This is a genomic window from Sulfuricurvum sp. RIFCSPLOWO2_12_FULL_43_24 (assembly GCF_001829605.1).
In the GTDB taxonomy this organism is placed as follows: Bacteria; Campylobacterota; Campylobacteria; order Campylobacterales; family Sulfurimonadaceae; genus Sulfuricurvum.
Window position 1 is genome coordinate 1 of record NZ_MIBT01000060.1, and the last position, 14,020, is coordinate 14,020.

Genomic DNA, 14,020 nt, shown 5'->3' on the forward strand with positions numbered 1-14,020 from the left:
TTAGTCTGCAGATGTTTACCTACTCAAAATCTACCCTAAAGAGGTTACTGGTGGAAACGCTGATACTGATTGTCGAAGATGAACAGGATATTTTGGAACTGATGGAGTATCACTTAGGAAAAGAGGGGTACGAGACCATCGGATTTCTCAATACTAAACACGTCGTCAATGTCCTCGAAGAAGAGAAAGTCGATCTCATCCTCATGGATCGTAATCTCCCCGGTGCCGAGGGGAGCGAGTTTGTCGAATCACTTCGCAAACGGGGTATCCAAACTCCCGTCATTTTCGTCAGTGCAAAACACAAAGACGAAGAGATAGAGCAGGGGTTTGAACGTGGTGGGGATGATTACATCACCAAACCTTTCAGTATGAAAGAGCTGATTTTACGGGTCAAAGCGATTTTACGCCGTACTAAGAAACTCTCTGCCGAGGGGAATCTCACCTACCGTGACATCTCTCTCAACCTCGCAGCTCGTACCGTAGCTATCAACACAACCCCTGTTGAACTCACCAAACTCGAATTTGATCTCCTCCATGCTCTGATCGTGAATGAAAACGTCGTGCTTGAACGCGATTACCTCTTAGAACACGTATGGGGCGGCGATGAAGTGTATCAAGATCGTACCGTCAACGTTGCAATCAATCGCCTCAAAGAAAAAATCGACCCCGATAAGTCAAAAGAATACATAAAAACTGTACGGGGAGTTGGTTACACACTGTGCTAAGAATTCATCAGCTCTTTTTCCTCAATGTTTTAGGTCTCTTTATTGCCGCACTTTTTGTTGCCTCACTGATTAGCTACTTTACCCTCAAATCGATGATTATTCACGACGGAGAAGAACGGCTGATCGAAAATATCAATCTCCTCGAACCACTCCTCACAACAACTCAAGACTTTGACCGTTTTGTCGCACAGGCAGCGGGAAGAACCTTTCTCCGTGTTACCGTAATCGATGAATCAGGAGAGGTCATCGCTGAAAGCGATGCCGATAAAGAGACGATGGAAAACCACGCAGGTCGCGTCGAAGTGATGCATGCAATGACCGAACCTTATGGGGTAGCAGTTCGCTATTCAAACACCATTAAAACCGATTTTATCTACGTTGCCCATAAAATCAATACTCCCGATAAAACATTTTATATCCGTCTGGCTATGAGTTTAGAGGGGGTAATGGACCATTTTTATGCGCTTTGGATTCAACTCGTGGGGGCATTTGGCGCGTTGATCATCCTTGCCCTCATTATCGCCTATAAAATCTCCAAAAAAGCGCGCTTTGATATTCTGCAAATTACCAATTATCTCGATCAGATATCGGCTAAAAACTATCGTGCAGTTCTGAAGCCCGAATATTTTAGAGAGTTCCTGCAAATTTCCATCATGCTCAAAAACTTGGTTAAAAAGCTCAATAACCGAGACAAACAAAAGCGCAAACACACCGCCAAACTTCGTCTCATCAACAAACAGCAAAACGATATCCTCTCCGCCATCAGCCATGAGTTTAAAAACCCGATCGCCGCGATTATGGGTTACGCCGAAACCCTCCATGATGATCTCTCGCTCGATCCGAAAATTCGAGAGAAGTTTTTAGACAAAATCCTCTCCAATACCCATCGTGTAACCCTAATGTTAGACCGTCTCGCCCTCTCAGTGAAACTGGAAAACAACGATCTCTCCATCAAACCCACCTTGTTTGAACTTTCCGATGTTTGCTTGGACTCCATTTCAATCTTACAGGCCAAATATTCCGATCGATCCATCCGTTATGTCGGGATATCCAAAACCGTATTTGCCGATAAAACGATGATAGAGCTGATCCTTACTAATTTGATCGACAACGCTTTGAAATACTCCGAGGAAGAGGTTACCGTTACCCTTACCGATACAACAGTCAGTATCAGCGATAAGGGGATCGGTATCGCTTCATCCGAACTGGACAAAATTACCTCTAAATTTTACCGCGTCCAAAAAAATCGCTGGGATAATTCCATGGGATTAGGACTCTCCATCGTCAGCTATATCCTCAAACTGCATGATACTGAACTGCGTATCGAAAGTACGCAAGGGGTCGGTTCAACCTTTAGTTTTTCTCTCGCCAATCTGATCGAACAAAAGAAAATAACCAAAAAATGATCCCGATATCTCCCCCCTTGATGTATTTAGTAGAGCATCTCTCATCCAAGGGGATCAAACCTATTATTGTCGGAGGATTTGTCCGCGATCATTTTAGTGGACACCCCACGCATGATCTGGATATCGAGCTCTACGGTGTCACCTCCCTCGATTCACTCGAAACACTCCTCAAACCGTTTGGAAAGCTCGGGGTTTACGGTAAAAGCTTCGGTGTTCTTAAGCTCACCTATGCGGGATATTCGATCGATTTTTCACCGCCGCGTACCGAATCCAAATCAGGGTTTGGTCACAAAGGGTTTGAGACGACATGGTTTAGTGATCTTGATTTTGCCACTGCCGCCCGCCGTCGTGACTTTACCATCAATGCCATCGGTTACGACCCCATCACCCAAACATTACTCGACCCTTATCGCGGGGTTGAGGATTTAAAGTACAAACAGCTCCGATGTGTCGATCCTCAAACCTTTGTAGATGACCCTCTGCGAATATTACGCGCCGTTCAGTTTGCTGCCCGCTTTGAACTCACATGTGACAAACAACTGTTAGCCCTATGTCAGAAGATGATCACCGAAGGCGCTCTCCAAGAACTCCCCAAAGAGCGAATTTTTGAAGAGTTCAAAAAGCTCCTTCTTCGCAGTAACCGCCCCTCTATCGGAATGACGTTATTAAAAGAGATGGGGGGACTCCCGTTTTTCTCACCATTGGATCGTTTTGAATCTACCCCTCAAGAGACCTCTTCGCATCCTGAGGGTTCCGTTTGGAACCATACGCTGATGGCACTCGATACGATGGCTTCAATGCGTCTCGGAGAATGGCGGAGTGACCTCATATTGATGTTAGCGATGTTATTGCACGATATTGGCAAACCCGATACCACCATCACCGTCGAGGGGGTTTTAAACGCTCCGAAACACGCTGAAATCGGCGTCGATATCGCTCGTCATTGGTTGGAAAAAATTACGGAAGACAAAACCCTGATTGAAGCTATTTTACCTTTGATTCGCTACCACGGTTGGCCTCGTAAACTCTATCGATGTAAGGCCAACGACACCGATATACTCCATCTCAGTACCCATGTTTGCATCGATGACTTGATAAAAATTGCCAAAGCCGATTTTTTCGGACGCTCGTTTAACGGTACAATACCCAAAACATTTGAAGCGGGAGAATGGCTTTATGAACGTTCATCCGCTCTGGGAGTTTTACACTCCGCCCCCCCTCCTTTAGTTTTAGGGCGAGATCTTATCGCTCTGGGGTTAGCTCCCTCGGAAGCATTTAAAACAATTTTAGAATCCGCCTACGAGGCACAATTGAGTCAACTCTTTTTCACTCGAGAAGAGGCTATTTCATGGACAAAAGTCCACTTGGTAACAATGTTGTAATCATCCTGCACTAAAATTGCGCATATTTTCTAGGTAAGGCTTGGCATGATTGATAAAATCTTCTTAAACATGACCCGACTCAGCGCTTTGTTGATCCTTTTCATCGTTGCGTGGATATTTGTGGTCCTTTTTAATCAGTCGACCGAAGCAATGCAGACGTTTGGACTCGATTTTATTACCAAAGACGAGTGGGCACCGAACCTCGATAAATTCGGTGCGTACGCAGCGATTTTCGGCTCCGTCGCTTCCACTTTTTTGGCAATGCTTCTCGCAATTCCTGTCGCAATCGGTGTCGCAATTTTCCTGAGTGAAATTGCCCATGACAAAATCAAAGGGTTCTTCGGTGTCAGCGTTGAACTCCTTGCCGCGATCCCGTCGGTCATCTACGGTATGTGGGGTCTGTTTTTCTTTGTCCCTATCTTGCGCGATATCTTCGGAGGAATGGGGATCGGTCTTTTGGCAGCCGGGATCGTTTTAGCGATCATGATTCTTCCGTTTATGGCAGCCGTTACCCGTGATGCAATGAACACCACCCCCGATATCCTTAAAGAGTCCGCTTACGCGCTCGGCGGCACCCAATGGGATGTTATCAAAGACGTTATCATCCCTTACGCTAAGGCGGGGATTATCGGTTCACTCATTTTGGCACTCGGTCGTGCGATCGGTGAGACGATGGCGGTAACCTTTGTTATGGGGAATGTTCACCACACCCCAAGCTCCATTATGGACCCAACGACCTCTATTCCGGTAACTCTAGCCAACGAATTTACCGAAGCGGACAGTTCACTCTACTTCTCCAGCCTCTTTGGATTGGCATTGACATTGCTTATTATGAGCTTCGTTGTCATCGCTATCGCAAAGTTTTACTTTTTACGTAAAGTGAGAAAAGCCTAATGACCGCCGTTCAAAAACGTATAATCATCAATAAATTGGCACTTGGATTCTCCACCCTTAGTGCTGTCATTGCCATAGGATTTTTATTTTGGATTCTCGGAATCCTAATGATGAAAGGGATCGATGCGCTGAACTGGAATATCTTCATCTACGAAGGTTCACCTCCGGGATACGAAGATAGCGGTCTCAAACATGCCCTTGTCGGTCAGCTGATCCTTGTGGGTCTAGCTACACTCATAGGAGTTCCTCTGGGGATTATGGCGGGTACATACTTGAGCGAATACGGTAAAAACTCTAAACTCGCCCATACGATCCGCGATATATCCGATATCATGATGTCGGCACCCTCTATCGTCATCGGTGCTTTCGTCTATGCGGTTGTCGTCATGCCGATGGGGCATTTTAGTGCTTGGGCGGGAGCTATCGCATTGGCGATCATTATGATCCCGATCATCTTGCGAACCACAGATGATATGCTTCAGCTCGTCCCCGGAACATTGCGCGAAGCGGCGTTCGCTCTGGGTGCTCCGAAATACAAAGTGATTATGGACGTCGTATACCGAGGTGCAAAAGCGGGGATTTTGACGGGGGTACTCCTCGGGGTTGCCCGCGTAGCAGGCGAAACTGCACCCTTGCTCTTTACCTCGTTTAATGATAACTTTTTCACGACAGACCTGAACGAAGCGATGCCTTCACTGACGGTTACCATGTTTAACTATGCGATCAGTCCCTATGATGACTGGCAGCAGCTTGGATGGGCAGCCGCCTTTATCCTCTCGATGTTTATTTTGGGTCTGAATATCATCGGACGACTTATTTTATTAGCCGGAAAAAGGAAATAACTATGGCAAGTATTATCGATATCAAAGAAGAGTGCGCACTCCAGGTTCGCAATTTTGACTTTACCTATAAAGGTGCCGCTGCACCAAGCTTGAAAAAAGTGACCATGCCGATTGCCAAACATTCCGTTACGGCTCTCATCGGACCATCCGGTTGCGGGAAAACAACACTGCTTCGTTCATTCAACCGTATGCATGATCTCTATCCGGGAAATAAATATGAGGGTGAAATCGAATTCGAAGGACGTAATATCCTCGATCCAAAAGAAGATTTGATCCATCTGCGCACCAAAATCGGGATGATTTTCCAAAAACCGACCGCATTCCCGATGTCAATTTATGACAACGTCGCGTACGGTATGCGTTTGCAAGGGATTAAAAATAAAACTGAGCTGGATGGACGTGTAGAAAAAGCGCTCCAAGATGCCGCTATCTGGAAAGAAGTCAGCGATCGTCTTAAACACGATGCAAACGGTCTCTCAGGGGGTCAGCAACAACGTCTTTGTATCGCTCGTGCGATCGCGGTAGAGCCCGAAGTATTGCTTTTTGACGAACCGACCTCTGCACTCGATCCGATCTCGACTCAGGGGATCGAAAAACTCGTAATCGAGCTCAAAGAGCGCGTATCGATCATCATCGTTACCCATAACATGCAGCAAGCCGCGCGTGTGAGTGATTACACCGGATTTATGTATCTGGGAGATTTGGTAGAACTCGGGCATACCGAAGAACTCTTCGTCACCCCGAAAGAGAAGCTCACCCAAGAGTACATCACCGGCAAATTCGGTTGATTTGGAGCTTTTGCTCCACCTTTTCCTCTCTTCATCTTCTCCTGTAATCTTTTAGTAATTCCTCTGTATCTTTTGGGTAATTCTCCTTCTTTACACTTTCTCTTATGAATGAATTGCACTATCGAAGCGTTTTTATCTCGGATCTCCATCTCGGAACACGCGACGCACAATCGGATCGACTTTTAGAGTTTATCCGAAATATCGAATGTGAAAACCTCTATCTCGTCGGCGACATCATCGACGGATGGGAACTGCGCCGCAACTGGCGATGGAGCCAAGCACAATCCGATGTCCTCCAAAAAATCCTCCGCAAAGCCCGAAAAGGGACCAAAGTCCACTACATCATCGGCAATCATGATGAGTTTTTACGCTCATTTTTGCCGATGGTAATGGGGGATAATATCACGATCACCCACGAAAAAGTACATTTCGCTCTCAACGGGAAACGCTATCTTGTAGTGCATGGGGATATGTTTGATGCCGTAACGATGACCAAAAAATGGGTTGCCCATCTAGGAGATCGCTGCTACCTCTTTATGCTTCGTCTGAATCGCCCGATCAATACCATACGCCGATGGTTCGGAAAATACCACTATTGGTCCCTTTCAAAAATGGCCAAACAAAGTGTCAAACAAGCGGTGAGCTTTATAACCGATTATGAGGAGATACTATCGTCTCACGCCGATGATGGCGGTTATGACGGGGTTATCTGCGGGCATATCCATCACGCCGAGATGCGCCTTATCAACAACATAGAATATCTCAACTGTGGCGATTGGGTTGAATCCTGCACCGCTATCGTCGAACATTATGATGGAAGATTTGAGATTTATGAACACGACCAAAACCATTAATATCGTCTTTTACAAGGGTCCGGGGAATTTTAGGGATCAGCTTGTGAGAATGTGGACAAAAAGTCCCTATTCGCACTCTGAGTTTGGTCGAAGCGACGGTTTTTATCACTCCAACGATCGCTCTAGTCTGATATCTCGGCTCGATGCCCTAGAGATATCCCAAAACGATTGGGAGATGTGTCGAATCGTTTTACCCACAGAGATTGTTGAACGGCTAGAACGGCGGCAAATCAAAAAAAATGGGACGACGTATGATTGGATGGGAATTATCTTTTCGCAAGTATTTCGTTTGGGATTGCATGATAGCAAACGGTGGTTTTGCTCCAAAAGCAATGCGGATGATTTAGGGTATGCCCATAAACTGATGCAGCGAAGCCGAAAATCGTGTTTTGAGCACTATATCACTGCCCTGCAGCCGATACAAAAGTTCAAACCCAATGAACTATCCCCCTATGATCTTTTCAAAATAGTGCGAGAAATAGAACACATTCAACAACAATCCCGTTAATTTATTTACAGCACCACGATTACGAAAATAGATCAGAGGAAAAGAAGATTACGCGCCGGAGACGATCTGCAACCCTCTAAAGGGAAGGGAGCATCTGAAGTTCGGTTTTAATCGCATAGCTGTTTTGACGCACTCGATGGACGCGCTCCATTCCCGCTTGTTGATAATTTTTGCTTACCGTCTCAAAATAGTTTTTATGATTATCAATGTAAGCATACAAAGGGTCTTCAATCGCATCATCAAGATACAACTCTTGGATCATCTGCGTCAAAGCCTTTGCGCCCAATCGATATTTTTCTTCTAACTCGGCGGAGGGTTCTTTGAGATAATCAAGCCGTATTCGGCACAGTTTATTGTAATCGGTTTTAAGCTCATAAAGGCCGATTTGTTTGATTGCAATGAAAAATTTTTCTTCATTCTCTTCTTCATATGTATCGTACACGTGAAGTTTGTCCGATAACGGTCGCGCTGTTTGGCTCAGAACCCTGCTGTCCTCTTTATACGTCACTATCAATCTCTCAAGCTTATCGATATTAAGCCCTTGTTTTTCGTATTTCGGCAATACTTTTTCTAATTCTTCCGTAGATGATTCAAGAGTAGAAATTGCTTTATTATCTCCATGCCGTAAAATGAGACTCAATGAGTTTTGACTTAACGAAAACAACTGTTCCGGCGTTTTTGACGTTACCTCCATCGCTTTTGGAATGCTTTGTTGCGCACTGCTTTGCGAGCTCAATAACATAAAACCGCCCACAGCGATCAAACCCACAGGTATGAGTAAAAACATTTTTTTCATTTTTAATCCTGAATAGAGATTTTTACGTACTATAAATCATTCTGATTACCGTGAAATTACCGTTCAAACCATCCATGGAGCCTATTTGTAACCGATTTGAAATCCTTAAATTCTATACTTGTCGAATGGAACCTCTACACCCCTTTTACGAACGTTATTTTGATGTCTTGGATATTGCCTTTCAGCCGATTGTCGATATCCATTCCGGAATCAGTTTTGGTGTTGAAGCCCTTTTACGGGGAAGCGATGTTTTAGGATTTGTCACGATCGAAGCTTTTTTTGATCACCTTTACGAAGCAAACATCCTCTATACCTTCGATCTTCGTTTGCGTGAGAAAGTGATTGAAAAATTTTGCACTATTGCGGGCTTTGAGAATCTGAAACTTTTTTACAATCTCGATAATCGAGTATTGGAGATGACCGACTTTTCAAAAGGAAATACCTCCCGAATTCTCAGACGTTACGGACTCGATCAAAAGAGTATTGTTTTTGAGCTCTCCGAACATAACGAAATCGTCAATTTAGACCATTTTACCAAATTGATGAACCACTATGGCGATGAAGGCTTTTGTATTGCGATCGATGATTTCGGAATCGGCCAATCTGGGTATAAACTCCTCTATCACTGTACGCCGAACATTATCAAAATCGACCGCTTTTTTTTGAGTTCGATTAACAAAGACCCTAAAAAGAAACTACTGGCCCACAATATGGTTCAACTGGCAACTCTCATGGGATGCAGAGTTATTGCTGAAGGGGTGGAAAACAATCAGGAACTTTTCGTTTGCAAAGAGATAGGTGCTCACATGGTACAAGGTTATTTCGTTCAACACCCTACAATTGACGCTTCCAAAATAGAGATCAAATACCCTCATATTATGGAATCTTCCACACGAGATCTTCGACACAAAGAAGATCAAAACATTATTCTTAAACGTCTCGAATCCCTCAAACCGATTATTATTGGTGATTCGATGGAGGCGCTCCTTGATCTGCTCAAAGAAGATGATAAACTTTTCTTGGTGCCGGTTGTTGATTCGATGCACCATCCTCAGGGTATTATTCATGAGCATCGCCTTAAATCGGTCATTTATTCCCCTTTCGGACGTTCTCTGATCCAAAACCGCTCTTCCAACCTCTCTGTATTAGAGACCTATATCGAACCGATCCCCGTCGTTGATATCAAAATGCCATTGGAAACCATAATAGAACTTTTCTCCCTTTCTGAAAATGCACCGGGTGTTTTAGTTGTCGAATCATCCCGTTATATCGGCTATCTCAGTGCACGCGATATGATCGATGTTATCCATGAACGCAATCTTATCCGTGCTCGTGATGAAAATCCTCTGACAAGACTTCCGGGCAACTTTAGAATCAACGAATACATCGCTAATATCCTCGAAAATCCTGAGGAAGCTATTGTTGTCTATTTCGATTTTGACCATTTTAAACCCTATAACGACCATTACGGTTTTCGCAACGGGGATCGTGTTATCTTGCTTTTTGCCGAACTGATGCACAAAGTCCTCTCACCCGAATTTTTTAAAGGACACATAGGTGGGGATGACTTTTTTATGGGAGCATTGTTAAATGAGTCTACAACCTTTAAATCCGTATGCACTCAGGTGGAACTGCTCATTCATAAATTTATTGACAATGTCCGTGATTTTTACGAAACTAAAGATCGCGAGAGAGGGTGTATCATTGCCGAAGACCGAGAAGGCAATAGTAAAGAGTATAAACTTCTCTCCGTCAGTGCGGTTGTGATCCGAATTCAAAAAAACTCCGATCTTCTCAGCGGCGAACATCTTCAGCGACTTTTTGCCCAAGAGAAGAAAATAGCAAAAAAATCACCCGATCATCTAAGTATCGTAGAGCTTTAACCTGTACGTTTTGTGAAGAAAGACTATTTTTTCCCGCTTTCTTTAATTCTGTATTATAATGTGCTATTATTTTAATAAAAGAAAACTAAATTAAAAAAAGAGGGGAAAAGAATGTCGGATGATGAACTTTTATTCGCCCCCGAAGAAGAAGAGGCATTATCCGAAACACCCTGGACGGTAATGATCGTCGATGACGATGCCGAAGTTCACTCCTTTACAAAATTAGCCCTTCACGATTTTACCTATGAACGCAAACCGCTCCGTTTTCTCTCCGCCTACAGTGCCGCTGAAGCAGCTGAACTTATCAAGAAACATGATGATATTGCAATCATTTTGCTTGATGTCGTCATGGAGAGCGAAACGGCCGGTCTGGATCTTGTCGAAACCATCCGCTACCACTTTAATAATACGATGGTACGAATTATCATCCGAACGGGACAACCCGGTGTGGCACCGGAGCGGTACGTCATCGATCATTATGACATCAATGACTACAAAGAAAAAACAGAGCTGACAACCGATCGGCTCTACACCACGGTCCGAAGTGCCCTCTCGCAATACAAACAGATTATTGAGCTTCTGAATAAAAAGAATGAGATTTATGCTGCCCTTATAACCGACAGCCTGACCGGACTGGGAAATCGCGTCAAGCTCAACTACGATCTCGATACTGACGAACCTATGTCGCTGATTTTGCTGAATATTGATGCGTTCAGTATGATCAATGACGTATACGGGTTTGATGTAGGGGATCAGATGCTGTTGCAGTTTGGAAAAATTTTACACAATTCTTCCTGTCCCGCATGTAGTGTTTATCGCCTTGAAGCTGATATATTTGCCGTATTAACAGCCCATAAAGAGATTCAGGATGTCCAAAAAGAGGTTATGCGCATCCAAAATACCATCACCAAACACTCTTTTCTCATCAATGCCATTGAGCATCGGGTCAATGTTACCATGGGTGTCGTTGAACGAGACATGGGGAATATGATCCAAAAAGCTGAAATCGCGCTGCGCGAAGCACGAAAAATGAGCCGAAACCGGATACAGGTTTACTCAGACGGTTTGGCTGTTATCCAGCAAATCAAAGATAATACCAAATGGACAAAATGGCTCAAAGACGCTCTTGATAACGACAAGCTGATTGCCTATTATCAACCTATCATTGATTGTAAAAGCGGAGAGATTACCAAGTATGAAGCACTCGTGCGACTCGAACATGACGGGGTTATCTATGCCCCCTTTCACTTTCTCTCTACTGCCAGATATGCCGGTCTCCTCTACCAAATAACTCAACGGGTATTTGAACAGGCCTGCGCACGTTTTAGTACCAATACCCTCCATTTTTCGGTTAATATCACCGATCAGGATCTCGTCGAATCCGATTTTATCCGCTTTATCGAACAAACACGTACCCAATACGGAATCGATGTCGATCGAATTTATTTTGAGATTCTCGAAGACAGCAGCATTTTAGCCAATCCGGTCGCCGAAAAACATCTCAACGAGCTCACCGCACTGGGATATCATCTGTGTCTGGACGATTTTGGGGTTCAATGTTCGAATTTCGCCCAACTCGGAAATTTGGACCTTGATATTGTGAAAATCGACGGAACCTATATCAAAGATATCGATGTTAACACGAAATCTCAGGTAGTGACCGAATCGATTCTCTTTTTTACCCATAAAATAGGGGTAAAAACCGTAGCCGAATTTGTCCACAGTTCTCAGGTGTACGAAATCGTCAAATCAATGGGGATCGATTACGCGCAAGGGTACTTTATAGGTGAACCCAAACCTGACTTGGTTCAATGAAAAAATTTTTCGTCGCCCTTTTTTGCTTTTTCTACGGCTCCTCGTTGCTCGCCGTTTCGGAAGAGAGTATCAAAGCCGCTTATTTGGAGCGCTTTACCATGTTTATCCAGTGGCCGAAACCGATCGAGTCCTATACGATCTGCGTCTATGATGATGATTCATTTGCCCAAACCCTGCAAAAAAGCTACTCATCACGCCTCTTTAATAACCATCCTCTCAAGGTTATCCCTCTTAAGGTCGGAACCCCTTCCGAAGAGATGATAAAGTGCCATATTCTCTATTTTCGCGGTTCAAAGCCTCATCAGAATGAAGCCCTATTGAATACTTTGCGTAAAAACAATGTTTTAATGATCAGCGATGATGATGACGATGTGAAACGGGGGGCGATGATCGGATTTTATTTGCAAAACAACTCCTTTCGATTCCTTATTAATCAGCGTAACTTGGAAAATGCCGATTTGAGCGTTAGCTATAAACTTCTCAATTTCGCCACGGTTATCGAACCGACCGGAGGATCAAAATGAGAGTAATTTGCACCTCCATCGCTTCGCAAATGACCCGTTCTTTGGTCATTACAAGCCTTTTCATCATTGTTTTCGGAACCATATTCCTATCGTGGTACAACATTAACCATGAAAAAGAATCCTATCTTCACGAAAGCCAATTGCAGGCTGATTTGGTCGTCGATTTGGTAACCGCTCCATTGGCATTTTTTGATGTTCAGGGGATCAGTACCAACATTAACCCACTCCGTAAAAACAGCCATGTTCTTTTGGCTGTCGTCTACAGCGCAGACCAAACACCGCTCACTTCTTTTAATCCCCACCATCGCCCTATTCCACAACTCAATCTCCCTTTGGGAACACGTTATGATAACACCGGCTGGTTCCCATGGGATGTTGAAAAACTCTCAACCACACTTGAAATTAAACAAAATTCTCAACTCTTAGGCTACCTCTATATCGAGAGAAAAACAGATCGTATCACCTCTTTTGTTATGGATTTAGTGAAATCGGTCACGATTTTTTCATTCGGATTACTCCTTTTTGTCTACATGGTGTCACGTATGTTGAGCAAAAAAATCCTCCAGCCGATACTTACATTAACCGAAGCGGCCAAAGAGGTAGCACAAAACAACAACTACTCGCTTCGTGTCACCCATGATAAGGACGATGAAATTGCTTATTTGTACGATGCCTTTAACCATCTCTTAAGTGATACCGAATCGTTGACAACCCATTTGGAATCGAGGGTGGCATCACGAACCCAAGAGCTTCAAGACTCCCTTGAAACACTGAAAAAAGCACAGCTTCAGCTGGTAGAATCTGAGAAAATGGCCGCACTGGGGAATCTTGTCAGCGGTGTTGCCCATGAGGTCAATACCCCTTTGGGCAATGCAATTACCGGGGGATCTATTATCGTCAGAGAGACTCAGCAGCTCCTGCGGCAAATAGAGGAGGGAACCCTCAAAAAATCGTTTATGGAGCAAAAACTCAACATATTGAACGAAACAGCAGACCTGCTCCTCAAAAGTGTTAATCAAGCGGCCAATCTCATTCGCAGTTTTAAACGTATTTCTGTCGACCAAAGCGTGGAAGATAAACAAACCTTCAATCTGTACGAGTATCTCGAAGAGATTCTCCTTACTTTCCATAACAAACTTAAAAAAATACCGGTAACCGTACATATCGAAGGGGATACTAAACTGGTTATCAAATCTTACCCCGGTGTATACGCCCAAATTATCAGCAATTTCATCCAAAATTCCTTACTGCACGGGTTTAATGAATCAACTCTTGATGCAACTATCACGATCCGTTTTCAAATAGACGAAAACAATCTGATCCTCACCTATGCTGACAACGGAGCAGGGATGGATGAAAAAATTAAAAAAACTGCTTTCGAGCCGTTTACTACCACCAAACGCAATGCCGGGGGGACTGGTCTTGGACTTAATATCGTCTACAATCTTATCACCCAAAAACTGCTGGGGAAAATTATCCTGAATTCTGAGACCCAAAAAGGTGCATCATTCACCCTCACCCTCCCATTGGAACAGAGTGTATCGGGTGAACATTTACAGGCTTAATGAATTTTAAGATGTCAATGTTATTATTAGATTATATT

At 43.9% G+C, this 14,020-nt stretch carries 13 protein-coding genes; 12 read left to right on the forward strand and 1 reads right to left on the reverse strand.

Annotated features, from left to right (window positions below; genetic code table 11):
• The first annotated feature begins 50 nt into the window (after positions 1–50).
• The 8 genes from A3G19_RS06105 (at position 51) to A3G19_RS06140 (ending at position 7,399) form a co-directional block, all read left to right on the forward strand.
• Positions 51–725: a response regulator transcription factor gene (locus A3G19_RS06105; RefSeq protein WP_294871321.1), complete on the forward strand. Its 675-nt coding sequence runs from the start codon at positions 51–53 to the stop codon at positions 723–725.
• Positions 719–2,131, forward strand: coding sequence for a HAMP domain-containing sensor histidine kinase (locus tag A3G19_RS06110; RefSeq protein WP_294871211.1), 1,413 nt, complete (start codon positions 719–721; stop codon positions 2,129–2,131). Before A3G19_RS06105 ends, A3G19_RS06110 begins: the two co-directional genes overlap by 7 nt.
• A complete protein-coding gene (locus A3G19_RS06115; protein WP_294871212.1) occupies positions 2,128–3,513 on the forward strand; it encodes an HD domain-containing protein in 1,386 nt (461 codons plus the stop codon). Before A3G19_RS06110 ends, A3G19_RS06115 begins: the two co-directional genes overlap by 4 nt.
• 45 nt (positions 3,514–3,558) lie before the next feature.
• Positions 3,559–4,407, forward strand: a complete 849-nt coding sequence (gene pstC / locus A3G19_RS06120; protein WP_015652459.1) for a phosphate ABC transporter permease subunit PstC — start codon at positions 3,559–3,561, stop codon at positions 4,405–4,407.
• Complete coding sequence (gene pstA, locus A3G19_RS06125; RefSeq protein WP_015652458.1) at positions 4,407–5,249, forward strand: phosphate ABC transporter permease PstA; 843 nt, start codon at positions 4,407–4,409, stop codon at positions 5,247–5,249. Before pstC ends, pstA begins: the two co-directional genes overlap by 1 nt.
• 2 nt (positions 5,250–5,251) lie before the next feature.
• Entirely contained in the window at positions 5,252–6,037 is a 786-nt protein-coding gene (gene pstB, locus A3G19_RS06130) for a phosphate ABC transporter ATP-binding protein PstB (RefSeq protein WP_015652457.1), read from the forward strand.
• A gap of 104 nt (positions 6,038–6,141) precedes the next feature.
• Positions 6,142–6,891, forward strand: a complete 750-nt coding sequence (locus A3G19_RS06135) for a UDP-2,3-diacylglucosamine diphosphatase (protein WP_041192353.1) — start codon at positions 6,142–6,144, stop codon at positions 6,889–6,891.
• A gap of 43 nt (positions 6,892–6,934) precedes the next feature.
• Positions 6,935–7,399 (forward strand): hypothetical protein, encoded by a 465-nt coding sequence (locus A3G19_RS06140; RefSeq protein WP_294871214.1) that lies wholly within the window; start codon positions 6,935–6,937, stop codon positions 7,397–7,399.
• 76 nt (positions 7,400–7,475) lie between these two features.
• Here the strand turns inward: A3G19_RS06140 and A3G19_RS06145 are convergent, their stop codons facing one another.
• A complete protein-coding gene (locus A3G19_RS06145) occupies positions 7,476–8,195 on the reverse strand; it encodes a hypothetical protein (RefSeq protein ID WP_015652454.1) in 720 nt (239 codons plus the stop codon).
• 125 nt (positions 8,196–8,320) lie between these two features.
• Here A3G19_RS06145 and A3G19_RS06150 point away from each other — a divergent pair, with 125 nt between their 5' ends.
• The 4 genes from A3G19_RS06150 to A3G19_RS06165 all read left to right on the forward strand — a co-directional run bounded on the left by A3G19_RS06150 (position 8,321) and on the right by A3G19_RS06165 (position 13,982).
• Positions 8,321–10,078: a GGDEF domain-containing protein gene (locus A3G19_RS06150; RefSeq protein ID WP_294871216.1), complete on the forward strand. Its 1,758-nt coding sequence runs from the start codon at positions 8,321–8,323 to the stop codon at positions 10,076–10,078.
• 111 nt (positions 10,079–10,189) lie between these two features.
• The gene (locus tag A3G19_RS06155) at positions 10,190–11,893 is read left to right on the forward strand and encodes an EAL domain-containing protein (RefSeq protein WP_294871218.1); all 1,704 of its coding nucleotides are present in this window, start codon (positions 10,190–10,192) and stop codon (positions 11,891–11,893) included.
• Positions 11,890–12,417 carry a YfiR family protein gene (locus A3G19_RS06160; protein WP_294871221.1) on the forward strand — a complete coding sequence of 176 codons (528 nt, stop codon included), beginning with the start codon at positions 11,890–11,892 and terminating at the stop codon, positions 12,415–12,417. Before A3G19_RS06155 ends, A3G19_RS06160 begins: the two co-directional genes overlap by 4 nt.
• Positions 12,414–13,982, forward strand: a complete 1,569-nt coding sequence (locus A3G19_RS06165; protein ID WP_015652450.1) for an ATP-binding protein — start codon at positions 12,414–12,416, stop codon at positions 13,980–13,982. The genes A3G19_RS06160 and A3G19_RS06165 overlap by 4 nt, the downstream gene beginning before the upstream one ends.
• The last annotated feature ends 38 nt before the right edge of the window (positions 13,983–14,020 follow it).

What these genes read in the sequence shown, in the direction of transcription:
- A3G19_RS06115 (WP_294871212.1), top strand. Translation starts at nt 2,128, where the DNA reads ATGATCCCGATATCTCCCCCCTTGATGTATTTAGTAGAGCATCTCTCA.
- pstC (WP_015652459.1), top strand. Translation starts at nt 3,559, where the DNA reads ATGATTGATAAAATCTTCTTAAACATGACCCGACTCAGCGCTTTGTTG.
- pstA (WP_015652458.1), top strand. Translation starts at nt 4,407, where the DNA reads ATGACCGCCGTTCAAAAACGTATAATCATCAATAAATTGGCACTTGGA.
- pstB (WP_015652457.1), top strand. Translation starts at nt 5,252, where the DNA reads ATGGCAAGTATTATCGATATCAAAGAAGAGTGCGCACTCCAGGTTCGC.
- A3G19_RS06135 (WP_041192353.1), top strand. Translation starts at nt 6,142, where the DNA reads ATGAATGAATTGCACTATCGAAGCGTTTTTATCTCGGATCTCCATCTC.
- A3G19_RS06145 (WP_015652454.1), bottom strand. Translation starts at nt 8,195, where the DNA reads ATGAAAAAAATGTTTTTACTCATACCTGTGGGTTTGATCGCTGTGGGC.
- A3G19_RS06150 (WP_294871216.1), top strand. Translation starts at nt 8,321, where the DNA reads ATGGAACCTCTACACCCCTTTTACGAACGTTATTTTGATGTCTTGGAT.
- A3G19_RS06155 (WP_294871218.1), top strand. Translation starts at nt 10,190, where the DNA reads ATGTCGGATGATGAACTTTTATTCGCCCCCGAAGAAGAAGAGGCATTA.
- A3G19_RS06160 (WP_294871221.1), top strand. Translation starts at nt 11,890, where the DNA reads ATGAAAAAATTTTTCGTCGCCCTTTTTTGCTTTTTCTACGGCTCCTCG.
- A3G19_RS06165 (WP_015652450.1), top strand. Translation starts at nt 12,414, where the DNA reads ATGAGAGTAATTTGCACCTCCATCGCTTCGCAAATGACCCGTTCTTTG.